This window comes from Fundicoccus ignavus (genome assembly GCF_009659375.1).
In the GTDB taxonomy this organism is placed as follows: domain Bacteria; phylum Bacillota; class Bacilli; order Lactobacillales; family Aerococcaceae; genus Fundicoccus; species Fundicoccus ignavus.
In genome coordinates this window covers 1-25,921 of sequence record NZ_WJQT01000031.1, presented here as the reverse complement: position 1 = coordinate 25,921, position 25,921 = coordinate 1, and the positions used below count along the sequence as shown (strand labels likewise).

At 39.0% G+C, this 25,921-nt stretch carries 30 protein-coding genes and 1 pseudogene; 3 read left to right on the top strand and 28 right to left on the bottom strand.

Annotated elements, in window-relative coordinates:
- The 14 genes from GF867_RS12965 to GF867_RS12900 form a co-directional block, all read right to left on the bottom strand.
- Positions 1-225 (bottom strand): GrpB family protein (locus GF867_RS12965; protein WP_253940827.1); only part of this gene is annotated, 225 nt, incomplete at its 3' end.
- Entirely contained in the window at positions 222-566 is a 345-nt protein-coding gene (locus tag GF867_RS12960; protein WP_153833514.1) for an alpha/beta fold hydrolase, read from the bottom strand. The genes GF867_RS12960 and GF867_RS12965, both read right to left, overlap by 4 nt.
- A gap of 55 nt (positions 567-621) precedes the next feature.
- Positions 622-1,293, bottom strand: coding sequence for a methyltransferase family protein (locus GF867_RS12955; RefSeq protein ID WP_153833513.1), 672 nt, complete (start codon positions 1,291-1,293; stop codon positions 622-624).
- A 108-nt stretch (positions 1,294-1,401) separates the two neighbouring features.
- Positions 1,402-1,890 carry a DUF7000 family protein gene (locus GF867_RS12950; protein ID WP_153833512.1) on the bottom strand — a complete coding sequence of 163 codons (489 nt, stop codon included), beginning with the start codon at positions 1,888-1,890 and terminating at the stop codon, positions 1,402-1,404.
- Between the two features lie 252 nt (positions 1,891-2,142).
- Positions 2,143-2,811 carry a hypothetical protein gene (locus GF867_RS14145; protein WP_153833511.1) on the bottom strand — a complete coding sequence of 223 codons (669 nt, stop codon included), beginning with the start codon at positions 2,809-2,811 and terminating at the stop codon, positions 2,143-2,145.
- Positions 2,812-3,397: 586 nt separating this feature from the next.
- Positions 3,398-3,796, bottom strand: a complete 399-nt coding sequence (locus GF867_RS12940; protein WP_153833510.1) for a hypothetical protein — start codon at positions 3,794-3,796, stop codon at positions 3,398-3,400.
- A gap of 697 nt (positions 3,797-4,493) precedes the next feature.
- Positions 4,494-5,897, bottom strand: coding sequence for a 6-phospho-beta-galactosidase (gene lacG / locus GF867_RS12935; protein ID WP_153833509.1), 1,404 nt, complete (start codon positions 5,895-5,897; stop codon positions 4,494-4,496).
- Positions 5,898-5,914: 17 nt separating this feature from the next.
- Positions 5,915-7,639, bottom strand: a complete 1,725-nt coding sequence (locus GF867_RS12930) for a lactose-specific PTS transporter subunit EIIC (protein ID WP_153833508.1) — start codon at positions 7,637-7,639, stop codon at positions 5,915-5,917.
- 9 nt (positions 7,640-7,648) lie between these two features.
- Positions 7,649-7,960, bottom strand: a complete 312-nt coding sequence (locus GF867_RS12925) for a PTS lactose/cellobiose transporter subunit IIA (RefSeq protein ID WP_153833507.1) — start codon at positions 7,958-7,960, stop codon at positions 7,649-7,651.
- Between the two features lie 31 nt (positions 7,961-7,991).
- Positions 7,992-8,960, bottom strand: coding sequence for a tagatose-bisphosphate aldolase (gene lacD, locus GF867_RS12920; RefSeq protein WP_153833506.1), 969 nt, complete (start codon positions 8,958-8,960; stop codon positions 7,992-7,994).
- Between the two features lie 2 nt (positions 8,961-8,962).
- Complete coding sequence (locus GF867_RS12915) at positions 8,963-9,898, bottom strand: tagatose-6-phosphate kinase (RefSeq protein ID WP_153833505.1); 936 nt, start codon at positions 9,896-9,898, stop codon at positions 8,963-8,965.
- Between the two features lie 16 nt (positions 9,899-9,914).
- A complete protein-coding gene (lacB, locus tag GF867_RS12910; RefSeq protein WP_153833504.1) occupies positions 9,915-10,430 on the bottom strand; it encodes a galactose-6-phosphate isomerase subunit LacB in 516 nt (171 codons plus the stop codon).
- Positions 10,431-10,453: 23 nt separating this feature from the next.
- Positions 10,454-10,882 (bottom strand): galactose-6-phosphate isomerase subunit LacA, encoded by a 429-nt coding sequence (gene lacA, locus GF867_RS12905; RefSeq protein ID WP_153833503.1) that lies wholly within the window; start codon positions 10,880-10,882, stop codon positions 10,454-10,456.
- A 275-nt stretch (positions 10,883-11,157) separates the two neighbouring features.
- Positions 11,158-11,913, bottom strand: a complete 756-nt coding sequence (locus GF867_RS12900; RefSeq protein WP_153833502.1) for a DeoR/GlpR family DNA-binding transcription regulator — start codon at positions 11,911-11,913, stop codon at positions 11,158-11,160.
- A gap of 578 nt (positions 11,914-12,491) precedes the next feature.
- Between GF867_RS12900 and GF867_RS12895 the strand changes: the two are divergent.
- Positions 12,492-13,375 (top strand): annotated as a pseudogene (locus GF867_RS12895) (IS30 family transposase).
- Positions 13,376-13,501: 126 nt separating this feature from the next.
- Here the strand turns inward: GF867_RS12895 and GF867_RS12890 are convergent.
- From GF867_RS12890 to GF867_RS12865, 6 genes are all read right to left on the bottom strand, one after another.
- Positions 13,502-13,891 carry a hypothetical protein gene (locus tag GF867_RS12890; RefSeq protein ID WP_153833500.1) on the bottom strand — a complete coding sequence of 130 codons (390 nt, stop codon included), beginning with the start codon at positions 13,889-13,891 and terminating at the stop codon, positions 13,502-13,504.
- A gap of 6 nt (positions 13,892-13,897) precedes the next feature.
- Entirely contained in the window at positions 13,898-14,092 is a 195-nt protein-coding gene (locus tag GF867_RS12885) for a hypothetical protein (protein ID WP_153833499.1), read from the bottom strand.
- A 181-nt stretch (positions 14,093-14,273) separates the two neighbouring features.
- The gene (locus tag GF867_RS12880; protein ID WP_153833498.1) at positions 14,274-14,789 is read right to left on the bottom strand and encodes an AAA family ATPase; all 516 of its coding nucleotides are present in this window, start codon (positions 14,787-14,789) and stop codon (positions 14,274-14,276) included.
- A 108-nt stretch (positions 14,790-14,897) separates the two neighbouring features.
- Entirely contained in the window at positions 14,898-15,446 is a 549-nt protein-coding gene (locus tag GF867_RS12875; protein WP_153833497.1) for a GNAT family N-acetyltransferase, read from the bottom strand.
- A gap of 114 nt (positions 15,447-15,560) precedes the next feature.
- A complete protein-coding gene (locus GF867_RS12870) occupies positions 15,561-16,718 on the bottom strand; it encodes an NAD(P)-dependent malic enzyme (protein ID WP_153833496.1) in 1,158 nt (385 codons plus the stop codon).
- A 33-nt stretch (positions 16,719-16,751) separates the two neighbouring features.
- Positions 16,752-18,068 carry a 2-hydroxycarboxylate transporter family protein gene (locus tag GF867_RS12865; RefSeq protein ID WP_253940826.1) on the bottom strand — a complete coding sequence of 439 codons (1,317 nt, stop codon included), beginning with the start codon at positions 18,066-18,068 and terminating at the stop codon, positions 16,752-16,754.
- Positions 18,069-18,251: 183 nt separating this feature from the next.
- Here GF867_RS12865 and GF867_RS12860 point away from each other — a divergent pair, with 183 nt between their 5' ends.
- Entirely contained in the window at positions 18,252-19,781 is a 1,530-nt protein-coding gene (locus tag GF867_RS12860) for a Spo0B domain-containing protein (RefSeq protein WP_153833495.1), read from the top strand.
- Positions 19,771-20,454 carry a response regulator gene (locus GF867_RS12855; protein ID WP_153833494.1) on the top strand — a complete coding sequence of 228 codons (684 nt, stop codon included), beginning with the start codon at positions 19,771-19,773 and terminating at the stop codon, positions 20,452-20,454. Before GF867_RS12860 ends, GF867_RS12855 begins: the two co-directional genes overlap by 11 nt.
- A gap of 207 nt (positions 20,455-20,661) precedes the next feature.
- Here the strand turns inward: GF867_RS12855 and GF867_RS12850 are convergent, their stop codons facing one another.
- The 8 genes from GF867_RS12850 to GF867_RS12815 all read right to left on the bottom strand — a co-directional run bounded on the left by GF867_RS12850 (position 20,662) and on the right by GF867_RS12815 (position 25,671).
- A complete protein-coding gene (locus tag GF867_RS12850) occupies positions 20,662-21,051 on the bottom strand; it encodes an HIT family protein (RefSeq protein ID WP_153833493.1) in 390 nt (129 codons plus the stop codon).
- Positions 21,052-21,108: 57 nt separating this feature from the next.
- Positions 21,109-21,843 carry a class I SAM-dependent methyltransferase gene (locus GF867_RS12845; protein ID WP_153833492.1) on the bottom strand — a complete coding sequence of 245 codons (735 nt, stop codon included), beginning with the start codon at positions 21,841-21,843 and terminating at the stop codon, positions 21,109-21,111.
- A 43-nt stretch (positions 21,844-21,886) separates the two neighbouring features.
- Positions 21,887-22,165: a DUF2087 domain-containing protein gene (locus GF867_RS12840; RefSeq protein WP_216650305.1), complete on the bottom strand. Its 279-nt coding sequence runs from the start codon at positions 22,163-22,165 to the stop codon at positions 21,887-21,889.
- A gap of 804 nt (positions 22,166-22,969) precedes the next feature.
- Complete coding sequence (locus GF867_RS12835) at positions 22,970-23,728, bottom strand: class I SAM-dependent methyltransferase (RefSeq protein ID WP_153833491.1); 759 nt, start codon at positions 23,726-23,728, stop codon at positions 22,970-22,972.
- A 152-nt stretch (positions 23,729-23,880) separates the two neighbouring features.
- The gene (locus GF867_RS12830; RefSeq protein WP_153833490.1) at positions 23,881-24,351 is read right to left on the bottom strand and encodes a pyridoxamine 5'-phosphate oxidase family protein; all 471 of its coding nucleotides are present in this window, start codon (positions 24,349-24,351) and stop codon (positions 23,881-23,883) included.
- 354 nt (positions 24,352-24,705) lie between these two features.
- Positions 24,706-24,975: a type II toxin-antitoxin system RelE family toxin gene (locus GF867_RS12825; RefSeq protein WP_153833489.1), complete on the bottom strand. Its 270-nt coding sequence runs from the start codon at positions 24,973-24,975 to the stop codon at positions 24,706-24,708.
- Entirely contained in the window at positions 24,968-25,192 is a 225-nt protein-coding gene (relB, locus tag GF867_RS12820) for a type II toxin-antitoxin system RelB family antitoxin (RefSeq protein WP_153833488.1), read from the bottom strand. The genes GF867_RS12825 and relB overlap by 8 nt, the downstream gene beginning before the upstream one ends.
- A gap of 275 nt (positions 25,193-25,467) precedes the next feature.
- Positions 25,468-25,671 carry a hypothetical protein gene (locus GF867_RS12815; protein WP_153833487.1) on the bottom strand — a complete coding sequence of 68 codons (204 nt, stop codon included), beginning with the start codon at positions 25,669-25,671 and terminating at the stop codon, positions 25,468-25,470.
- Positions 25,672-25,921: the final 250 nt, after the last annotated feature.

Sequence of the window (25,921 nt, the reverse complement as noted above, 5' to 3'; positions counted from 1 at the left end):
ATTAGTCCGCAACCAATCACGGAAGCGTAACATTCTATCAATCTCTGATGTGCCCAAACTGAACACATGCAGATTAATATCGGTATCCGGTCCTTTAAACAAACGATGCTCAAACCAGTCAGGTTCTTGAATCTGTAGCACATATCCGGCCGCTTCCAACACTGGAACGTAGGATGACTCATCAGCAGAATCCTTAACAACCAACCGTATTCTTTTGCAACTCATCTCGGAATAAATTTAAAAAATATATTTTGAAGTGACAGTAATACTTTCGGCATTTTAAATTGGGTATTTATCAAAGTCAATGAATCGATAGCTTCTGGGAAATCAACTGCATAATTAAGGGCTAAAGTACCTCCAAGTGATATACCTACCAGAGAGAATTTGTCTCCTGAGTTACCACAAATACGTTTCACTTCATCATATAAATCTTTATAGCCAATCGGACCTTTATCTTGTACAACAACCAAATTAATCTCTGATGTATTCTTCATGGATAATTTTTCCTTGACTGCCTCCCAGCTCGAAGGTTCTTGCCCCAGGCCATGAATCAATATTACTTTCATTAAATTTCTCCTTTAAATCATATCGAGTCAGGTGATTTTTAGCCTATTTTGGCTATTACCAAATAAATGGTATCAATCGATAAGGTACCTTTTGCTTATACTCGGCATAGCCTGACAATTCTTGTTCAAGAAATACCTCTTCTGATTTGATTCGTTTAGCAATAATTAATGGATACAACAGGAAAATAGCAAAGGCGTAAATTGATCCTAGTATCAAAGGCATCGATAAAAACAGCAAAACCGTCGCACTATACATTGGATGTCTGACAATTCCATAAAGCCCAGTATCTATCAACTTTTGGTTTTTCTGCTTCACTATTGTCCGACTAAGATAGGTGTTCTCACGCAGCACCTCAGCATATAAAAGGTAGGCCACAAGAAAAACTAGGGTCGCTGAAATCACTACTCCCTTTGGCAAAATATACCAATTAAACCGAACGCCTAGTCCAGCCACAATAAAGCCTGCACAAAACATTAATCCACTTAGTTTTACAACCAGGCTTTGATCTTTTTGTTTTTCTTTTGCATTCAGTCGTTTTCTTAATAACTCTGGATTTTTATACATCATGACAAGCCCCGCGCAAAACATCGGAATAAACAGGATGCCCATGAATAGCCATGCATTGGCATATGCAGTCGTTCCAGCTGGTAAGAATATCAATAGCCCTACTAGCAAAAGTCCCAATGTGAATTTTGCGATTGCTTGAATAAATAAAGTTAAGGTCATAGCAATTCTCCTTTCACGCTTCTCATTCTAAGGAATCATCGACTCAATTTTATCTGTCATAATTTGCTCAAAGATAAATTTGTAGCTCGTTTTTTAAATACATCCGCATCATAAATTATCCATCTGCTTCTTCACAAATTCTACCATTTCCAAAATGACAGGTTTTATTTTAGAAATAACATATTCCCCGCTCTGCAACTCAATATTATCGATTTCCTGTTTAATAATGTAATCCACTCTTTGAGGATTATCGTTTAGGACGTATTTCAGAGGTTGATCTTTTAACCGATTGTAATAGTGAGTTTGAATTTTTCTGTTATGACCGGAAGCCCAAACTTCAAATCTAAATGTCTTATGTACAAAGACAAGTTGAATTTTAATCCCCTTTGCCTTTAATTCTGGATCAGTTAATTGAAAATAGGCAAAATCCATATTATTCTCAGCGATATTACCAGAAAAAGAATAGTCCGGTAATTCTTTTTCAAGCCCAACACGTAGAAACCTAAATAATTTAATGAATTCCTGATAACCAAGTTGAAGTTCAGTGGTTTCTAAAAGATTTTTATAAGTTTCTAAATAGTTACTATTGAAGTTCATATTTTCACCTTCCTAATATTAATGGTGCTATTTTGTAGTGTATTTTCATAATTGAAATAAAGCGGTATCTTTCTTCAATTATCTTATCACGATTAGGGGATAAACGGAAAACCCACAACTTTGTTTAGAGTCATGGGCTTTTTACATCTACAAGTTACCGCTAAATCGTATTATTTATCAATAACCCATTCTCCAAGACTGTATGTCTAAATCATAGATATATATTTTATCAAAATATCGAGTATCCTCATCCTAATCCCGCTCAATGACATCAATGCCAAATAGTCTCAGAAGCGTATTAAAGTTATAAGGGTAAGAGTTATCTCCTTCAAATACTACCGCCTTATGCCCATCACTATATTTAAATTCCAACTCCCACTGTGTTCCATCAAGTACCGTGTATCCAAAGCGTCCAGTTGTATAATGTCGTCTCCACTCACTGATGTGTAGCTCTTTAAGCGCAGCTACGAATATATTTTTTGTATATGGTTCATCATTATCATCCAATAATAAGAGTGGTTCCTTTACTTCCCATAACTTTGTATAGGCTTTCAATTCATCGGATAGCAGTACAATATAGGTACGATAACCACCAAAATAACCTCCAATGTTAAAAGTAATCTTACAGATAGCATTAACGTTTGCATCAAAATCAGCTATCTTTTTTTCAGCCTTTGATAAATTATAAATTCCGCCAGCCTCAACATAGGCTTGTTTGGCTATATCTAAATACTCACGGTTCCAATAAATTCGGTTATCTTTACTGGGCTTAATAACAGTTTTCTTGTCAGCATATGGGTTTTCCAGAGAATTTTTGAGGCGACCTATTTCTTGCTTAAGCCCTCGGATAGTGGTCATTAATTCCTCTTTCGTTTTTCCTTTAAGATGCTCTTCATAGTAACTTTCCGGACTGATCATCATAATAGACTGTCTCCTTTATTCGATAGGAACTTTTATTTCATCACCAACAGGTCAAACAAATCCCTGCTGAAACTTGATACCAAATGCATCTCCAATAACTTTTATCTCATCTAAACTTCCTGTCACCCGTTTTAATTTCCTATTGATGTTCTGCGGAATCTATCAATTGTATCTAACAAATTCAGAAACGTTTATATTCAAAAGTATATAATGGAACTTTGCCTATTTTGTAAAGCATCACTTTTTCAATTATTTGATAACTTAAAACGACATAGTTCTAATATATCCAGGTATCAAACGATTCCGTTGAGTCTGTCAAAAATAGATTTTTCAACGTCATCGTGGCCCAATCTACATCGTCTGCCTCAAACTCAATTGACTGATTCTCTTCAAAAAGTTTATTAACAACAGCTAATACAAAATTCTCAAACGTACTTTCATCTTTTGAGCAAACATAAGCAATTAAATTATCCGAAACGAAAGCAACATGTTGGATGCTATTATTTTTAACATAGTAAACTTCTGCTGGTAAAATCTTTGTAAAGTCCTCAAAAGAAGCTGATAGAGGATTTATCGCTTGGTGAGTCTATTTATAGTGATTAAAAAGCAACTCGCAACACTCTCTATAGTCATTTTGACCTCGGATTGCCTTGAATATTTTACTTTCACCAGAGGATAAACCCTTTAGCAAATCTTGTTTCTTTACTTCCATTTCATGACTAATTCTAGCCTTCTTAAAGCCTTGAGATGCTAAGAAAGTTGTTTTCTGAGTTTCAAGAGAAGATATCATCACTTGTAGTGGAGACTTCTCTTCATCAGCAATTTTCTGAAACAAGTTCGCCTCACTTATTACTGCTGTATCCTCCAAATCAAATTTGATATAACAATGATTCTTATGATAAGTATTTCGATACGTTTCGACTTTAGCTAGTTGTTCTCCAGAGTTTTCTATCAGATACTCATCTTTATGCTTAGTAATTTTCATGTTCATATCCTTTCATTAAATCAATCTCAAATGATAGAAAGCCCACAACTTTATTTAAGAGTCATGGGCTACCTACATCTATAATTTACTGCTAGATCGTTATTATTTATCTATTTTGACTAAGAGACAAACAGTCTCAACATGTATTGAGGATAAGGTGTTGATTGAAAATATGGTGTAGAATGATGCTGATAATTACTATAGAGTTACTGTAAACTCACTGCCAAATACTATTAAACTACTGAAAAGTCACTCCCAATTACTCCCATACTTATGAGACCCTGTTGAAAAGCTAAGCAGCTTCACTACTAAAGTATTCTGCAACCATTTCATTAGGAATTTTAAAATTCAATACTTTTCGATGACATTTAAATACGTATAACATCAACTTCTACAATAATTAGAGCATTTCCGGAACATCGGGGCAACTTTAGGAATGATATAAGTGTGATTTCAGGAACAATAGAAATTATTTCTTATAAGACTCATTAGGCATGATTTAAAATCTGGGAGATGGCAAGTGTCAGCTTGTTCACGAAACTCCCCTGCCTTAACTTCAGGTCATGAAAAAGTTAGCTTGATAGACCACACGCTAACAAATATAGTGGCTAACTTGATTTTGAAATTTACAATGAAATTAACTTTCTAACTTAGTCGACAAATTAAAAAGGAAGACCCGCGTCTCCCTTTTAAGTCATTATTTAATTTCTTGAGTTGCTGCAAGTTCTTTGTACCAATAGGCACTCTTCTTAGGATAGCGTTCTTGCGTCTCAAAATCTACGTAGAATAGTCCATAGCGTTTTTCATAGCCATTAGACCAAGAGAAGACATCCATGAGAGACCAGATGAAGTATCCTTCAACCACAGCGCCGTCTCGTATCGCATCTGAAATGGCTTCTAAATGTTGTTTCACATAGTCAATTCGTGCATCATCATAGACAGTTCCATCAACAAAATCATCCTTATAGCCTAATCCATTCTCAGTGATATAGATTTTCTTGTAATTCGGATAATCTTTTTTAACGCGCATAATCTGATCATATAAGCCCTGAGGATAAATCATCCAATCCCAATCAGTACGAGGGACATCAACATCAAATTCTCGCTGGCCGACACCTTTAATCTGATATTTAGATCCACCTTTATCTCCTTTAGAGTTGTGTGTAATCTCTGTCTCACCTTCAAAGGCTTTCATCCAATCACTCATGTAATAATTAATTCCAAGGAAGTCATTCATATCTTTGGCAGCTTTTAAAGCTTCAAAGTCTTCATCTCTTAGGTCTAACTGTCCACCGTTCACTTCAAGTATGTGATTCACACCATCCATAGTTTTCTCAGAATACTCTCCAAGATAAGTCGCATCCAGGATGAATTTATTATGGATGATATCCTCTAACTCCGCCGCACGTACATTTTCAGGGTTCTCTGGGTCTAGAGGATACTTAGTTGGCAAGGCATGCACTACACCTATCTCACCGCTATAGTCCGCTTCTTTATATAATTTGACCGCTTTTGCATGGGCAACCATCATATTATGATGTGATTGGAAGACTTTAGCTAGATCATACTTGATACCTGGCGGGAATTTACCAACCAGATATTGCCCATCCCCAATAGGTCCGATTTCATTAAAAGTAGTCCAGTACTTTACTTGAGTGAATTCTTTAAAGCAAAATTCTGCATAATCGACAAAGTGATCGATGTTTTCTCTGTTCAAAAAGTCACCTCTAGAATGAAGTGCTTCCGGTGTATCAAAGTGATGGAGTGTTACAAAAGGCTCCACATGTCGTTTATGACATTCATTGAATAGATTGTGGTAATATTCAACCCCTTTTGCATTCACTTCTCCATAACCCGTTGGAAAGATTCGTGACCAAGCGATAGAGATTCGAATACCATTCACACCAAACTCTTCCGCAAGCTGAAGATCAACGGGATACTTGTGGTAGAAATCACTTGCAGGTTCCGCAGTATACCAGTAATTATCCTCCAGATACTTATCCCAAGCAACAGGCCCTTTGCCATCCGTCTTGGTGGCTCCTTCTGCTTGATAAGCCGCAGTTGCCCCTCCGAAAATAAAGTTCTTTGGTAATGTTTTCATTAATTAGCCTCGATTCCTTATTGTAAATTCTCTTCAACAAATGCTAAAGCACCTTCACCATCACGCGTCAATGCTATATATTCCGCTCCGGCTGTCTTAGCCAGCTTGATGCCTAACTTATCCGTCTCTGCTTTCATATCCTCATAATTAGAAGCTACTTGTGGTGCTAGAATAACAAATTGATATTGAGGAAGTATCTCGCGGTGTGCTCCATAGCTTCCAGCTGTAGCCTTAATAGGTCTATCATATTCTTTAGCAGCCTTGTTCAAGGCATTGGCTAAAAGTCCACTCGTTCCACCACCTGCACATAGTACCAGTACATTAGTTGATTCTGTCGCTTTAACAGCTGTTGAAGGCTTAGCTTTCACTGTTGTAGTCTCTTCAACCTGACTCTTCTCAAGAATCGCTGTAGCTTTACGTGTATCAAAGCTCTGTTCATCTTTGGCCTTTAATTCATCAGACGATGATACTCCTGACTCTTCTTCCGCTAGAATCTGACGGTCATAGACCTTCAAGAACGGGTAGTAGATTAAGACATCCACGATGATTAAGACGGCAACCAGGACAAAGGATAAGAATTGGAAGTTCGTTCCTAACAAGATACCAAGCGGTGCTGGTGTTGTCCAAGGAAGATTCGTTGTAAAGCTATTCATTCCTAAGGCATCGATAAGGAATTTAAAGATCCAAACATTGGCAATCGGTGCAAAGATAAATGGCACAAAGAATACAGGATTCAAGACGATGGGTGCCCCGAACAAGAGAGGTTCATTCACCCCAAAGAATGTGGGTATAACAGACGCGCGTCCAATGGCTTTGTTACGCTTAGACTTAGTCATCCACATAAACATGAATGGAACAACAAGCGTTGCACCAGTACCCCCCATTGTGACAATGAACATCTGAGTTCCAGATGTTAAGATTTTATCCGCATGTTCACCTACTTGTAGTAATTGTAAGTTCACATCAATGTTGGCATAGGTAATAGCTGCAATAGCTGGCTCAACAATTGAAGGACCATGAATCCCAATGAACCAGAAGAATGCATACGCACCAAAGATAATGGTAATCCCCAAGTAACCATCTGCTGCTTGGAATAAAGGCGCAAGTAAGGTACCAATAGATTCAGCAACATTTACGCCCAGTGTGCTTCTTACAAATAACGAAACCGCATAAAGGATAACCACTGAGACAGTAAAAGGAATTAAGTCCTTAAACACTTGAGATATATTAGGTGGGACTTCTTCTGGCATTGGAATCGTCACATTATTCTTCACACATACTTTATAGACATTGACCGTCACGAATGCAGCGATAAAGGCTGTGATTAGCCCCTTCGTCCCCATGAATTCCGTTAAGAATCCACCTTCTTGGGCAGGATTGGCTGCCATCAATAAGAAGCCTACCATCGTTGCTAGCATAGTTGAGATATAGTTTATCTGATTAGTTGCTTCCATGTCTCGATTCATAGAATCGGTCAATGACTTTGCTGTCGTCCCTGATACAAAGAAAGCTAAGATTCCCATAGAATAGTTATAAGGGACCATTAAGAAATTCTCTACTTCAGGACTCCAGTGGAATCCCCATGCGTTTGGCACATAGGCTAGTAGAATAAATATACTAGAGAATAGAATGACTGGCATACCCGCGATAAAACCATCACGGATAGCACGAATATAGATATTACGAGAAACTTTCTCGAAGAAAGGTTTGGCTTTTTCAATTTGAGCAATTAATGTATTCATAGCTTTACCCTAGCCTTTCTTATAGAATCCAATTAAGTGATTAATTAGATCTTTAAGTAGTATGGTCGTCATCAGATGGTCTTGACCATGCATCATAATGACACTATATTCAATCTCTTCGCCAGATGCTTCTTTAGCAAGGAGATCAGTCTGAGCATTATGTGCACCAACTATCAATTCTTCAGCTTCTGCCACAAGTCTCTCAGCTTCGTCAAAGTCGCCATCTTTTGCTTTGTTCAAAGCATCTAATAGTTTAGATCGTGCTTCTCCTGCATAGGCAACAATTTCGAAGCCAATCATTCCCACTTCATCTTTGTTCATGTTAGTTCCTCCTTTTTCCAAAATACCTTTATTATAACCCAAAGTCGCAGGCTACTGCAGTACGATTAAGGACTTCATTCAGGTCTTCTATATTCTTTCTTCCTTCTGTCTGTAACCATTCACGAGCCGCTTCTTCCCCTTGTTCAATAAAGACTTGAACAGATCCTGCCCATGTTGCACGTCCACATAATACACCATTGAATCTCGCACCGGCTTCATAAGCGAATTCTAAAGTATCTTGGAATAATCTAGCGCTTACACCTGCACTTAGATAGATATAAGGTAGGTCTGTTGACGCATCTTGTTCTTTAAAAGCTGCTTTGGCCTCTTCTTGAGTATGTAATACTTCTCCGCTCGCAAATCCTTCTACATAATTCATATTCACTGGCACTTCCACTTTAAGCACATCAACTCCAAAGCGATCTTGAGAGAATACTTTCATCGCACCATTCACTTTATTCGCTTTCAATTTTGCGAATTCAAGACTTCCGTTATCTTCAATATTTTCATCGTATGTAAGAATTTCAAGGAAGAATGGAATATCCTCTGCCGCACATTCTGAACCAATTCTTTCCATGTAGGCTTGTTTTTGAAGATTAACAAACTCACTACCATCCACATCATAATAAAGTAGGAACTTAACAGCATCTGCTCCTTGTTCTTTAATGCGTTTTACTGACCATTCTACTAAGCAATCTGGTAAACGATCGGTCGTCGTAACGTCATATCCAGTCTTTTCATAGGCTAGTAATAATCCAGCATTATCATCACGTACTTTCGCAGCTGGTAGACCGTATTCTGGATCAAGTAGAATTGATGACGCATACGGTGTAAGTTCTTCTGATACAATTTCTTTTAATCGTTCAATCTGTTCAACGGTTGGCTCCTCACTTTGATACTTACTCATCATTCTCTTTAGAGCACCACGTTGGTCAAAGGCTAGCGCTGAGATAACGCCCTTATCATCAGTCAATTTGTTTAGGTAATCTAGTTTAGTCATTTTTATACTCCTCTAACTTGAATTTTATTGAATAAGGCCTCATAATGATTCAAATTAACATGGCCTGTTATTTCTTCTTGAGCATTTAACATTCCTAAGACGTTCGCATGTTTCAGCAATGCCACATCGTCATAATTACGAGTGATTCCCGATACGATTCCTGCTACAGTCGAATCACCTGATCCAACCGGATTCACGATATCAATGGTTGGAATGTCTACTTTGTAATACAAATCATTATGTTTAGCAAAAGCACCTTCAGAACCGAGTGAGACAATGACCCACTCCACACCATTGAATAAGCTGTCTTGCAGTGCTTCTTTTAATAGATTTAAATCTTTATCTAATTCTCTGCCTAGTAATTGTGATAATTCATCCACATTAGGCTTAATGACTTTTGGTTTATGTCCAGATAATAGAACTTGTCTTAAACTTTCTCCGGAGGTGTCTAATACTACTGGTACTTCCTTAGCATTAGCAATCATAATGAGTTCAACATAGTAATCTGTTGCTAGGCCTGAAGGGGTGCTACCCGATATTGACACAACTTCAGCATCCTTAAGTAAGCTTTCAAAATGATTTTTAAAGGCTTCTCCCTCTACATCTGAGATGGTCGGACCTGATTCAAGAATCTCTGTCTGCAGTCCTTCATGCAAGATAGCAATGCAGTTTCTTGTATTTCCCTTAATCTGGTAAAAGTCATGATGAATAGCTCCTTGGTCTAATTGAGACTTAATATAATTCCCAAGGTCTCCTCCTACTAATCCAGTTGCTGTAAGATCTTCATCTATTTCTTTTAAGACTCTGGTTACATTCAAGCCTTTACCACCTGCAGACTTATTCACATTACTCACTCGATTGACATCATCTAATTTGAATGTTGGTAATTGATAAGCGATATCCACGGATGGATTCATTGTGACAGTTAAGATTGACATAAGGTCACCTCTTCATCTAATCTTTGTATTCGCCACGGTCCCATTTTTCAAGAAATTCTTTAAAGAAATCTGGGTCTGTCTGGTCTACTTCTGCATGATCTATATGACTAATCTTGGCAATTAATTCTTTGTTTTCGTCTGTTTCTTTATATTCAGCTGCTATAAAAGCATCAATAATATCACACATGAGTAATTCACCCGTAATCTTGCCACCAAAACCAATTACATTCGCATTCAATTCTTCTTTTGCATAGATAGCTGTTGACATATCACGAACTAAAGCTGAACGGATACCTGCTACCTTATTTACGGCGTTATTAATTCCTACACCAGTACCACAGATACAAATCCCTAGGTCTGCTTGGCCACTCGCTACAGCCTCTCCCACCTTTTTCCCGTAGATAGGATAGTGTGTTCTGACATTGTCATATGTTCCAAAGTCAAGGACCTCATAGCCTTGTTTCTTCAAATAATCAACTACAGCAATCTTTTCATAAGTCACAATATGGTCGCATCCAATAGCAATTTTCATTTTTTCTCCTCCAGTTAATTCAATTAACACATCTTGTTCAACATATCTACACGCACTTGATGGCGTCCACCATCATAGTCTGCAGATAAAAATTCAGTAGCAATATTCTTTGCTAATTCAGGTCCTACAATATTGGCTCCTATGGTAATCATTCTTGAATTATTATGTTCACGCGTCATATAAGCAGATCGTTCATCAGAGACTTCAGCTGCAACCATCCCCTTAATCTTAGTCGCAACCATGAAACTCCCTGCGCCATACCCATCAATGACAATTCCTAAGCGTCCCTCTTCTTCGTTCACTTTCTTCGCAACAGCTAAAGTAGTATCTACAAAGTCAGCTGTTAATTCTTCACTGACGTCGATAACATCAAAGTTCTCATCTAATAGATGGGCCTTCACAATCTCTTTTAACTGTTTACCGTCTCTATCCGCACCCAATATAACTTTCATCTTATTGCTCCTTTATGTCTGCTAATTTTGCTTTGCCTTTTTCCGTTCGATAGTAGAAATCGCTTTCTGATTTACTATGCATATAATATATCACGAATGTTTAAAAAGTCAACGCTATTTAAACATTTATTGTTTAAATAATGTTTATTATTGTTTGAAATATTGAGTTAATCAACTTTATTGTCATAAAACTTTTTTATTGGTATGCAAAAAACTCCTTCTAAACTCAACTTACTTGAGTTTAGAAGGAGTTTACTTTAGTATTGTGTGTTTAGTTAAACAATTAATTCTGTGTATACTTGAATTGCTTGTTTTTTATCCTCATTAGATTCTTCCATAACTACCGCTGTTAGGTCAGATAAGTGACATAATTTAGAGAAATCCTCTTTCCCAACCTTTGACGAATCCAATAACAAATAACTCTCTACCGAGTGCTCTAATGCCATCTTTTGAGTGTAGGCTTCTGCGACAGATGACGTCATGACAATCCCATCTTTAACACCATTACCACCCAAAAAAATCTTCCCGAACCGCATATTCTCCAAAGACATATTCGTAATCTCACCTACAAACGACTGTGTGACACTTCTCATCTCACCACCGAGTAGATAGACATGGAATGTCTCGGACTTTTTCTTTAATAGAATATTAAAGATGGGAAGGCAGTTTGTTACAACCGACAGGGCTTGGTAATTAATCACCTCTGCTAACAAAGCCGTGGTCGTTCCTGGCCCAATAAAGATTACATCCCCTTCATCAATTAATTCAGAGGCTCTTTGAGCTATATATCGTTTCTGGTCCGTATTCTTATCAAATTTATCTTCATGCGCGATTTCCTTATATTGAAACGCACTATTACTACGAGCCCCACCATGGATTTTCTTTAATAGCCCCTGATCATCTAACTCTTCTAAATCTCTTCTCACTGTCATATCTGACACATTATAGCGAGACACAATCTCTGAAACCCTGACAGTTCCTTGTTCATTCACCCATCGAATGATTGCTTCATGTCTTTGATATTTATTCATACCCGTCCTCCTCGTTTATAAACTCACTATACAACATTTCTTTAGAAAGCTCTACACTTAATGTTTAATTTATAAACATTCAAACGTTAAAGCGTTCGCTAATGTTTGAATATAATCTATACGGATGTTTCCTTATTTCAATTGAAATAAATAACTTATTAAGTCAGTGTACTATCTTTATTCAATCCGGATTTATTCACTAAAAAGTGATATCTCCGACCAACCGCATCGTTGATTATTGATCGTCACGGAGCTGCTCACGGTCAATTTAACGAATTCTCCAACTAGTTTCACTGATTTTCTTATAATCCCACCCGATTTACACACCTAGTAGGTGATGTTGCTGGCCGAATCTCTGATTATTGACCGTCACGAACTCGATCACGAACAATTAACAGGTTAAATTTCTCCCTATTCAAACCATCAAAAGGTATTTCTTATCGTTTAGTAAAGTGCTATAAACCGCTTATTGTAGGCTTTGTTGATGAATTGTAAAATTAAATGCGACAACAAAGAAACTCATAATAGATTCGTGTAAGATGTTAATAACGACAAAAACATACACACGGAGGTCTATTATGAGCTATACATATCTTACCATAGAAGAACGGTCAAAAATAGAAGTGCTTGTTCAAGAAGGTTATAAAATTAACCATATTGCGAACTTGTTAGGTCGTCATCGTTCAACTATTTATCGTGAACTTAATCGATGTTCGACTCCATCCTATGTTGCGAAAGCTTCTCAAGCAGATGCGAATCAACTTGCTTCTCACAAAGGCAGAAAAGCGAAACATACACCCAAGTTGCTTGAGGATATTCAACATAAACTAGAAATGACCTGGTCACCCGAACAGATTGTGGGTCGAGATTATCAAGAGAAACTATCCTTTAAAACAATCTATAACTGGATTTATGAAGGCATCTTAAACGTTCCCTTACAAGTGCTAAGACACAAAGGTAAAGGTCGCCAACCTCAAGAAACACGTGGTAAGTTCAATATTGGTCGCTCGATCTCCAAACGACCTAAGTCAGTTAGAAACAGACAAGCGTTTGGGCATTGGGAATTGGATACAATGGTTTCTTCACGCGGAAAGAGTAAAGGTTATTTGGCGACCTTCGCAGAGCGTAAAAGTCGTTTATACCTTGCTTTTCTGATACCTAACCGCACTAAAGACGCTATGCACAATGCAATTGAGCAGTTAACAAGTAATCTGCCTGATCAAGCCTTAAAATCATTTACTTCTGATCGCGGGAAAGAATTTGCTTGTTACCCAGATGTAGAGGCATCAGGCATTGATTTCTACTTTGCGGATGCTTACAGCGCTTGGCAAAGAGGGACAAACGAAAATTCGAATGGCTTAATGCGCGAATTCTTTCCGAAAAAACTGATTTAGCTAAAGTGAGTGAAACTGAATTACCAAACACCTTTAGAAAAATTCATGCACGAAACTTCATTAATTGAGTAAAGAAAAAAATGTCGCAATAATTATTGCAATTCGTCTATTACTAAAGTATCAAGACCGGTCGCAAAAACGAAAGATAATCGAATCGCTCTTTTTTGCAAAAGTTAATGCGTGATAATCGCCAACTATTGCGTACACAGCCAAGTATCAAACGTTTCGCTAACTTCTGTTACAAATAAGTCTTTCAACACCATGGCGGCCCAATCAACATCGTCGGCCTCAAATTCGATCGTCTGATGCGTCGCAAAGAGTTCCTTCACCACCGCTAAGGCGAATTCGGCAAAGCTTGTCGGGTCCGTCGAACTTACATAGGCGATTTCATTCGCTTCAATAAACGCAACATGTTGAACAGTACCTTGCGTACTGGCAAATAAAACCTCATTTGGTAGTAACTGGACAAATTCATCAAAGGTTGCGGTTAGCGGGTTAATCGCATGATGTGTCGCTCGATAATAATGAAACAACAAGTCGCAGCAAGCCTGATAAGCCACTTGTCCTCGATAAGTTTTCGCCAATTGACTTTACTGAGTCGGGAACGTTGCTTGCAATTCCCTTTCCTGCACTGCTACCTCATAACATTGTCTCACCTTACGAAAGCCTTGTGAGGCTAGTAAAGCTGCCGCCTGAGTCTCACCTGAAGCTAACATGATTTGCAGTGGACATTGCTCTTCTGCAGCAATCACCTCAAAAATCGCTGATTCTTTAAATAAGCTCAATCGATTCTTAGACAGTTTGAGATAACAATTCGTCCTATGATACTAATTCCGATAGGTACTGATGACAGCCACTTGTTCACCAGCCTGTTCTATTACATACGCATCATTCTGTTTCGAGATAATCATGCTTCAGCACCTCCTAATACAGTAAATAATAATGTTCCAGTTGTCGCTGGTTTTACTAAGATAATTGTTTTATGATCTCACGGACGTTGGCTTCGACGCTTTCCGTCCCATCAACTCGAATAACAGGACAATTAGTTGTACCCAACCATTCTTCGACCAAATTCTCATCTCTCGATTCTACGAAAGCAAAGAAACTCATTTCATGTTCATATAAATCTCCGCCCGGCAACATTCGCTTGCCGAACTTCTGATAAGAACGCTGTTTAACGCGCTCAAATCGTATGTCGCTTGGCACCTCAAGCAAGATAATAGACTGCAGACTTGAATCAACAACTTCTCTAAAGTCGCCTTTGACAGCAGCAAAGACAAAACGATTAGTCGCTTTGATTTCTTCTGCAAGAAGCCCCTCAACTTCCTCACGCGTACGCGGATTCGCATAAGGATAATCAGGATCCAGCTTTGCAAAATATAAATCTTCCACATCTATAAACTTATAGTGTAATGTCTCAGCAAGAGCCTTACCCAGCGTGCTTTTTCCCGCGCCATTGAGGCCACAGATTAGAATTCCCATTTTATCACCTATTAATTTAATCTATTTTATTATATGAATAATCTTTGGTAGCAGTATAATACTAACCTGACTTCACCTAACAACTCATTTTTTTAAATCCATTTCCACCTACTCCAACACTAGAAATTCTTCCCGCGTGATTGCATAGTCGACTGAACTTCTCCAGTTGCCTAACTGATCTTGCCAGACGTTTTCGCGTATGCCGATCTTTCTAGCTTTAAGCTTGGTTTCGTAAACATACTGCGCCCTCTTGTTCTCCAGCAACGTGTCCCATTGAACCCGTTTAATTGGCCAGCTATTCTTAATAGTTGGATCTGTAAACAAATAATTAAACAAAAGCCTTATAATTTGAGGGCCATACCCTTGATTTTGATAGTTAACTTCACATATTTTCCATCCTGTATAGGCTACTCCGTCACTGTTGATTCGATAACTCAATTCACCGATCGGCCTATCGTCAATTTCAATGAGACATAGCTGGCCAATTATATCTTGCCAGTTCTGGATTGCTTGGATGGTGCCATTCAACGTTTGTCCGATCCCATTAGGAAAACCAGCATGTTGCATCACAGCACCATCATTCCACCAATTATTTAGCTGAACCGCATCAGCAATGCGAGCACTTCTTATCGTAATCGTCTCTTTTTCTATTCTCATAAGTACCCCCAGTTCCAATATAGCACGCTTTCAGCAATTTTTGTAAGCAAAAAAGCTCGATACCACTCATCAAGAAGTGATATCAAGCTCTTGCTCACTAAACTATAATTCTAATTATTCTTTACTCGCATTCTTAACACTATCTGCAACAACTTCAGCCACTTTAGGGTTGAAAGCATCGGCAATAATATTAGTTGTCGATAATTCTTCTTCAGGAATGACACTTGCAATCCCTTTGGCAGCAGCAAGCTGCATCTCATCGGTAATGTCACTTGCGCGGGCATCAAGGGCACCACGGAAGATACCTGGGAAGGCTAGCACGTTATTGATTTGGTTAGGGAAGTCACTACGCCCTGTCGCAACGATGAAAGCTCCACCTTCTAGGGCTTCGTCTGGCATAATTTCTGGTGTTGGATTCGCCATCGCAAAGACAATAGCCTTATCGTTCATTGTGCCAATCCATTCTTTCTTTAAAACACCTGGCGCAGAAACGCCGATAAAGACATCTGCACCATTCACCGCATCTTCTAAAGTCCCTTGTTCCTTATTAGGGTTAGTTCTGGCCGCTAAGTCTTTATGGCGGTCGGCTAAGTTTGGATCATCTGACGAGATAACACCGTCAATGTCACAGACGAGCACATTCTTTACACCAGCAGCCAATAATTTATCAGTAATGGCTGTTCCGGCAGCTCCTCCACCATTCACCACCACTTTGACTTGATCAATCTCTTTACCCGCAACTTTCAACGCATTGTATAAAGCAGCTAACACAACAATAGCCGTACCATGTTGATCATCATGGAAGACTGGAATATCCAATTCTTCTTTCAGACGGCGTTCGATTTCGAAGCAACGCGGCGCAGAGATATCTTCTAAGTTAATCCCACCAAATGATGGCGCAATAGCTTTCACATGGGAGATGATTTCTTCAACATCTTGTGTAGCTAAAGAGATAGGGACAGCATCCACATCGGCAAAGGCTTTGAATAAGGCTGCCTTCCCTTCCATGACAGGAATAGCGGCTTCAGGACCAATGTTACCTAAACCTAGGACAGCTGATCCATCCGTCACAACTGCTACTAAGTTACGCTTACTTGTATAACGGTATACATCCTCTTTATTCTCAGCAATGGCTGAACTCACTGCAGCTACACCCGGTGTATAAGCCACAGACAACTCTTGCATATTCGTAATCGCTACCTTAGGTACAACCTCAATTTTCCCACCTAAACGCTCGCTCATCTCCAACGCTTCTTTTCTTACATCTACCATTACAATCTTCCTTTCTATTCTTTCATATAAGTCTTAACCAAACAACTTCATTAGGGTAATCATTAAACTAATGGTAATCGCACCACCAATACGTGTTGCTACTTGGGCAAATGGCATTAAAGTTTCACGTTTGGATGTTGCTAGAATCGCAACGTTCCCCGTTCCACCCATTGCCGATTGATTCAATGACAAGATCGATGCTTCAACCGGATACATATTCAGATACTTGCTTAAGATGAAACCAGTCAGCCCCAAGACCACCACAACAGCAATCACTACGACTAAGTATTGCCAAGTCAATATCTCAAATACTGAACCTAAATCTAAGTAAATAATACCTAAACCAACCATCAAAGGTGCGGTAAAGTTAACAGAGATAAAACTGTTTAACTGCTTTGCCCCCTCTTCAATCGACGCAGGCAATATTTGGAAGTATTTTAACAAAGTGCTTGTAAAAATAACAATCACAGCAGCCGGCAGACCTATCATCCCTTGAACGAGATTCCCAAAAATATAAACAGCCACTAGTAAGAATAGGCCAATTCCAATCGTCTGATAACTAATCGCTTGCGGTTTGTCTTTAGTCGCTGAGAAGTCCATATCCTTGCCTTGTTTTACAAGTACACCATTCCCCGTCAAAGCTGGCTGCTTATCACCAAGGCTACTGACAATGGCCGCTCCCGCAATGGAGAAGAAGTTAGATAAGATAGAAGCCGGTGCTAAAGTTGCCACCATCTCACCGTATTCCACGCCTTGAATCTGGCTGTAACCTAAAGCCAATGGTAGCACGCCTCCACCAATACCACCAGCTAGGGATGGCGTTACAATATTGAATAGCGTATCTTCGAAACCTAGGCCAATCAATTGACCAATCACAGCCGGTATGAGCATGGCTAACACCATCCCGACGAACATCGGAATCATCATACGGGCAAAACCTTGAACTAGTACTTGTCGGTTCATTCCTAGGATACTACCTGTTACGAGTGAAAAGACGTACAAGTCTAAGAAATTAGCTTCACTCATTAACATCGTCACAGCCTCAATTGAATTATCTGGTAATAAACCGTATAAAACAAGGAAAGCTGGTACTAACATGGATAAGATCGTTGAACCTCCGAACTTGTTCAAGCCAGGAATCACATTCCCAATCTTCCCTAGCAACCAACCCAACGTTATAATCACACCAAAGCCACCCAACATATCCACCGGAACCGTCTCAGTGTAGACGGCAATGACAATCACAACAGACAGTAGCGCAAACCAAGGCAATTGAAGCGGACCTACTTTTATTTCATTCAAGCGGTCCCAAATCGATAACTTCATTTCACTTACTGCAGAATTTCTCATAAGCTTTCCCCCCTTATGTAAGCCAACATAATATTTTCTTTTTTTGTAACCGCGATCATTATATAACGAATTCAAGCGCTAATAGCTTTATTTAAGTTTTTTAAGCCTTATTTGTAGTTCTTTAACTTTATGGCTATACTTTAATTAAAATGGTTGAGGAAGAGGAAGAGGAGGAGGAAGAGAATGAATCTTTGGCCAAAACATATTTGGCGCAAGCAAGGCTTATTAACCAAACTATCTATCATGATTATCTCAGTGTTGATTATCTCGATTAGCTCGCTCTATCTCATTACTCAGAATACATTGAGTAATGCCATAACCGAAAGTGAGAGCGACCACTTGCTGAATATTGCGCAGATGGTCAGCGAAGAAGAGCTAGTCAAACAGGCACTGGAACTGAATGAAACAAACCTGCAACTCAAAACCTATGCTCGTCAAACCGAAAACCAATTTGATCTAGACTATGTAGTCATTATTACGTTGGAAAGCCTCCGCCTGACTCATCCTGATGAAGCCCTTATCTATGAGAAATTCCTTGGGAATGATGAAGCGGCGGTATTTGATGGAGAGTCTTATGTGTCAAAGGGAGAAGGTTCCTTAGGTGCGTCACTAAGAGCGTTTGTGCCTATTTATCAGAATGAAGAGATTATTGGTGGCGTTGTCACAGGTAAGACCAATGATCGACTTGGGCTACTGAACCGGAAGTTTAACCAGCAAATTTCCAGCGGGTTAAGCCTCAGTATCGTGATAGGCATCGCCTTCGCCACCTGGGTAGCTGTATCAATTAAACGCCAACTTTTCAATATGGAACCCGAGGAGATTGCTCAACGCTTTGAAGAACGGAATGCCATGGTCAAGCATACCCATGATGCTGTTATTGTGACAAACCAAAGGCAACAGATTACCTTGGCTAATAATGAAGCCATCCAGCAATTTAATCTACCTCAGACAAGCTTACAGCCAAAGTTAACCGAGGTTCTGCCAGATTTAACAAACCTGCTTAATACACATACAACTCGTAACACTGACACCGTCTACCGATTTAATGACAAGGACTTTATCGTGTCCCATGCACCGATTGTGGTGAATGAGCAGAAGGTCGGACACATTTACATCTTGCGTGATGCGACTGAGATTTATTCTGTGCTAAACCAACTATACTCGACCGCTGAATTCGCTCAGTCTTTGCAGACTCAATCGCATAACTTCCTGAACAAATTGCACATTATCTATGGCCTAGTTGAATTGGATGAATATGAGCAGCTTCAGTATTACTTAGATGAGTTAATTAGCCAAGAGACTGACCTCACGCAACGCATCTCAGTAATGGTCCATAATCCTATTCTGGCTGGCCAACTTATTGGCGAAAGCCGACGCCTGTCTCAGAATATCGCAAGTTACTCGATCAGCCTGCTGACCGAAATTCCGAACAATAATCAACCTCAATTGATTCAGATTTGGCTAACTATTGTCGAAGAAATTCATAACCACTTAATTAAACACCATCCACAGTCCAACGTTCAGCTTGCCATCTCATATGAAAGGAATTGCCTGATAACTGATTATCAAATAGCTGGCGCTAAGTCTGGCTTAGCTACTTGGCTTCAAGACCGACACTGGCAGGCACAACTCAACCTGATAGAAGGACCCAACCATTTGCGACTATCGATTACAACTGCATATAATATGGAGGAAGACACTTATGGAGTATAAAGTATTAATTGTTGAAGATGACCCGATGGTCTTATTAATCAACCAACGCTATGTCAATAAGGTAGCAGGTTTCACGGTAGTAGCCGATGCCCCAACAATTGCTCAGGCTAAAGCCACCTTAACTGAAAATGATATCGATCTCGTCTTAATTGATATTCATCTCAAGAATGAATCTGGTATTGACCTACTTAAATGGATTCGCTCAGAAAACCTAAAAGTTGACTGCATTATTATTTCAGCCGTTAACCAGGTCCAAACCGTTGAGATTGCCTCTCGCTTTGGTGCCATTGACTATATCTTGAAGCCCTTTAAATTCGAGCGTTTCCGTCAGAGCCTCATTCAATTTAAGAAGAAAGCCGCCCTATTGAACGATCCAGCCGATTTCAAGCAAGAAGACTTAGACAAACTCTATTGGACCTATCCCAGTAACCAATCACTTGAGGACTTCCCGTTGGAGAAAGGTATCTCGCACAATACCTTACGCACGATATTGGCTGCCATCCATCAACTCAATGCCCCTTTCTCAGTCGAAGAGCTCAGCGACAAGACCGGCATATCCCATGTCACTGTCCGCAAGTACATCCAGTACCTCTACGACAAAGAGACGCTCTCCTCCAATACCGTATACGGCGATATCGGCCGGCCGATTACGATTTATGAGATGATGAGGTAGTGATTGCTGACTACTCATTACCAGCTTTCCTTTTTAAGCAGGACCTCAAAACATCGGTATTCGTAGAAGTAGTTCGAAGCAAGCAATCTAAACCAAAGCAACCCGCCATAATCGTTGAAATATCAATGATTATAGCGGGTTACATTATCTAATTATTCAATCAAGTTTGTAAACGTCACCTGACAGTTCAGAACACCTATTACACGTTCAAAGTATTTTCCCTAACTCAGCGGCAATGTCTGTAGCATCCTTCTCTTGAGTATCCTCATATTGCCAACTGAAACCATCCTCTTTATATCTCGGAAAGATATGTAAATGATAGTGGCCGATGTCGTTAAATTCTCCACCATTTTGCATCATACTATAACCATCCGGTGACAGTATATCTTTTAACGGACTGACAATTTGCTTAGCTACTAGCATCAAATGAGCCAATACGTCATCTGGTATTTCATCAACATCCAAATAATGTGCCTTTGGAATCAAGAGCACATGACCCGGGTTAATCGGATCAATATCCATGAATGCCAGCACGATGTCATCTTCATAGATAATTTCCGTTACTAAATTTTCTTTATGACAAAATACACATTCCATTTCAACTTCTCCTTGATTTAATCTAGTCGTTTCACTTGATTAGCTATCAATACTCACTTAAGCCCTCTTACTCGCAGACACTATCAACATCATCGGCCGACGAAGCTCATCCTGCATACCCGCAATTGCCATCATACTCTCTGGAGGCAATGGTTCCACCAACTGATTAATAACAAAACCACTATCAAGCAAGGTATTGATGTAAGTGGTCAAAGTTCTATGATATTTAATCACCTGTTCACTTAAGAACGTAGTAGTGCGCTTGCCCTCATCATAATAATGATCTACCGGAAAGTGGAGTCGTTCCCCTTGGTCGTTGTAATACCAATCTTGCCTTCCCTGAGCAGTGAAGACGGGATGTTCAACCGTAAACACAAGGTCACCCTGCGGCTTTAATAGTCTGTACAAATTCTTCGCTAAAGTTTCAAAGTCCGCTACATAATGGAAAGCCAATGAGCTGATGATGCTATCAAAACTCTCCGCCGGAAAATCGATATCTTCGATTGCACAACATAGATAGTCAACTTGTGCGGACTGCGTTTTCTCCTTGGCTACTTCTAGCATCCTTTGAGAAAGATCGACGCCAACCACGGACTTTGCGCCATTCTCCACAGCATATCGACTATGCCAGCCATAACCACAACCTAAATCAAGCACACGCTTACCCGCGAAATCCGGTAGTAGTTGCCTAAAGGCCTCCCATTCTCCCGCACCCTCCAAACCTAGCTGCGACCGCCTCATCTGACTATATTTGTCAAAAAATACCGGATCATCATATTTATTCTCTCTCATTCAAATTCTCCTCGCAGACTCCTTGTTAATCGAACACTCGACACTATTCTTCAGTCTTCGCCATCGCATCATTCAATCGATACGCTGCCCCGTAATCATCCCGAAGCAAATAACCATAATCCACCAAAGCACGACGAATTGTAGAATAATCTCCATAAACGTCAGAAATAATCGCATTAATTTCCTTTTCAGTGAAGGGACCTTCCCCTTTACTTTCAATTAACTGGACAAAATATTGCAAAACATCCAACTTGTTTTTCTCTTTTCTTGGAAAAACGGTTAGCTTCCCCTCTTTGAAATACCGTTCAATACGCTTCAACACAAAACCGCCTCTTTCTCTATCTAATTACTGGATGCTTATTAAAACTCATTCGTATCTAATCTTATTTGTACATTCACGTCCCAGGTTCTATGAACAATCGCATTAGCGATTGCTTCACGAAATGACTCCAATGGAATAAGTTCAACCGCTTATTTCTTATTCTATCCTAAATGAGAACAAAAACGAAAGATAATCGAATCGTTCGTTTTATTGCCCGTTATTGATCGATTATCTGACGAGTACCGTGACTTGTGCCTCTTGTCGCATTTTATGGAATTCTCATACAAGTAGGTCTTAGGGGGCTGATAAGCTAATTGCTAATACCGGACTTTTGTTATAGGAGTTCCCGATTTTCACAAAGTCCAAAACCACTAACTAAGAATCAACATTAAGATGTGTTAATCAATCGCCACTTGGAACACGTTACAAACAGTACCCTTACAAGTTTTCACACTTTTCAATAATGACCAACGTTGGTCTTTATTGAAAACAAAAAGACTGTTTTCATAAAAATTGCACAATGACTACCAATAATATGACCACTTAAGGAGATTCGCTTCATCATTAACACCCTAAATGGTTGCTTTTATCCGGTTACTTCAAGCCTAAGCAAGTTGGAACATGATTGGCTTTACAACAGTGGCAATACAAAACAAAAACAGGCTTCTCACAATTGCTTGCGGAAACCTGTTTTGCTATGGGAGAAGATTTGTTTGATGCGTTTTTACCGCATTAAATACTTCCCTCGTTTCGATGGTTTAGAGGGCTCTGCCATCCTTTAACAACATGATAATTGAATGTTATTTACAGTCTACTTGCTTTCATTCGGAGCCGCACATAGTCTGCGTACCACTTACCATCTTTATATAACGTCTTCTGCAGGCGTTTTACTGTTGTATCAAGAATCACCGCTTTATGGTCCTCGTTATCCACTACAGAAAAAGGTGTTTTTACAAATAGTTGAATCCAATCTCGCAAACCATCCTCGCCTTCCAATTCCGTCGGTCTATTGAAAAGAATGGCGTAATTAACTTTAAATTGAGCCTTTTCTAATAGAGTGGCATACTCAGCAATTGTCGGAAAGTAGAAAGGCATGTCGTATGAATAACCATATTCTTCAAAAGTCCTGGCCAAGGACTCGTGGATTAACTGATTATTCCCATGCCCGCCAAATTCAAAGACAAACTCGCCGTTTTCCTTTAAGGCACGATGCACACACCGCAACATGCTTGCCTGTTTATCGGCATCAATCCAATGAAAGACCGCATTTGAGAACACAACATCAACGGGTTTCGCCAAGGAAAAGTCTGTGGCATCCGCCTGAATAAATGGAATCTCAGGATACTTGACGCTGGCAAGCTCCAACAATTCCTTAGACGCATCAATCCCCTGTACACGAAAGCCTTTATCCAGCAAGCTTTTCGACAAGGTCCCATTACCACAACCCAAGTCCAATAGTGTGCTGTTAACATCAGACTCAATCAATTCAGTAACGCTCTCTCCATATTGATGAACAAAAGAGAAATCTTCCGTATATTTCTCAGCATCCCATGTAATATTCATCCACAAACCTCCACCTACTTATTTGCCTTAGTGTAGCACAAGTCTAACCTTCTTACTTGTATGGCGATTAGTTAATTGATAATAATCGGCTTTTAATACGTGTTGACAGTAGCACTCTTTCACATTGGATTCTATCGATTCAACCCCCAATATTACTTCAGTTTTTTGTATTTACATGTTCTAAATTTCCCACCAATCCAGAATGTTGCTTCAAGCGTTGTAAATTTTAACAGTCTAAATTTTGTGTCCGCAATCCCTTTACTAAAAAATCGCCGATCAGATTCATTCCACATCTTTTCTTGAAGCTCTCTGTCCTCAACAAAATCAATCTCACCTAATAAAGTGACACTATCACCCTTACTGAAATAACAGACCGAAGCCTTAGGATTACTTTCAAAATGCGTGACCTTCCCATTCAAATGTGATCGCTTAGACGTAATAAAATATATCTCACGAAAACCATTATCACCTGCCTTAGATAGACAGCAGGTGCGAGGATAGCCCTTTTCATTAATGGAAGTCAGTGTCATAACATGTGTTTCCTTCAACAATAAATCTGCATTTTTCTCAATTTCTGCGATTCGTTCTTTTTGAATGTCGGATGTCTTCTTTTCTTGTGCCATAAAGTCTCCTTTGTACAGATTTTTAAGTCCGCGTTCTGTGTTTTGTTAATTGACGGAACTTTATTATTTCCTCTTTCGATCTTGCGAGCAATGAATCGGGTATTTACAAACATAGTATAATCAGCCAGCAACAGAAAGCCACAAACTTTGCTTTTATAATCGTTTATCAATTTGTTATTTCCGGAACATTGGAGTAGTTTTAGGAACAAAACAAACATGATTTCAGGAACAAAATCAACCTCCGAATAACATAATTATACGACGAAGAGCCCTATAAAACAGCGTAGATAAGTAGTTATTATTATCCGTGTCTATTTTATAAGGGCTAGATTAAAGTTGCCAAAAGCACTTTAGTTATTTATATACTCCTTTACGATGACCCACATGTATATTGTTAATAACAAATATATTATCATTAACGATTGAAACAATACGATAGTCACCCGCTCTAAATCGGATGTAATCTCTTAAATCACCTTTTAGAGTTTTTCCTGGAGATGTCGGGAAATCCACATCCACCATGTGTTTACCTATCCACTTCATGATTTCCTTTTGGACTCCATTATCTAGCTTCGCCAAATCTCTTTCAAAACTAGAGGCAAAAACCACCTGATATTTAGCCATATTTTTCCATCATTTCAGTGAATGATTTAACTTTCTTTCCATCTTTTTCCCACTCTTCATAAGCTTGATCAGCCATCATAATATCATAATCATCCTCTAACTTTTCAACTATGGCTGAACGAATAAATTCAGCTTTTGATATTCCTTTTTTGGCGATATATTTTTCTAGCGCTTCATTAACAGAATCATCTAATCGCACTGATATTGGTGAAGCCATATTCATCACTCCTTGTAGTTAACTTTAACTACATTATACCATCGAAAATAGTTGAAACAAGCAAAGGAAATAAGATACACAGCTCAATTGCATTTATATTTTACAGCTTAGCTATAGCTTTCTGACCAGACATCTTAATGCCTAGATTGATCTCTTAAAATGCATGAAAATGGCACTCCATCTGAACTACACAGCTATTCTATTTCTTATCCAGCAATACTAAGGCCTCAACATGGCATGATACGATAGGCTGAATGTCTTTGCTATTTTTCTGTTTATGGGAACAAATCCACAGCCGTTTGCGGAAACATATCTACTGGGTTTTTGGCACTATCCGTAGACAAGAACATATGCATTCGTGATAAAAAAATGTGCCCAATTGCATAATCATGATTGAGTAGAGTTGTCAAAAGAATAAACATAACGTATTTCAGTAAGTTTTTTTCCTGTAATTTCAATAATGCATTCATCGTCTTCATTGCATCGCCACTTATTCTTCCGGCTGAATCAATACTACCCCCTGCTCTGAGATGACAATAATGATATCACCTGAAGCTGGTATCCCCTTGTTGGAAGTATATCTTTCAAAAAATTTGACAAAGCTTATCATCTAGTACAATTTCCATGCCTAAAACCACAATATTAATATCCCTCGACTACTATAACTTCACCTTCTTCATCAGTTGGGGGTTGAAAATGATCATAATAAGTGGAAGCTGTTTGCTCCGT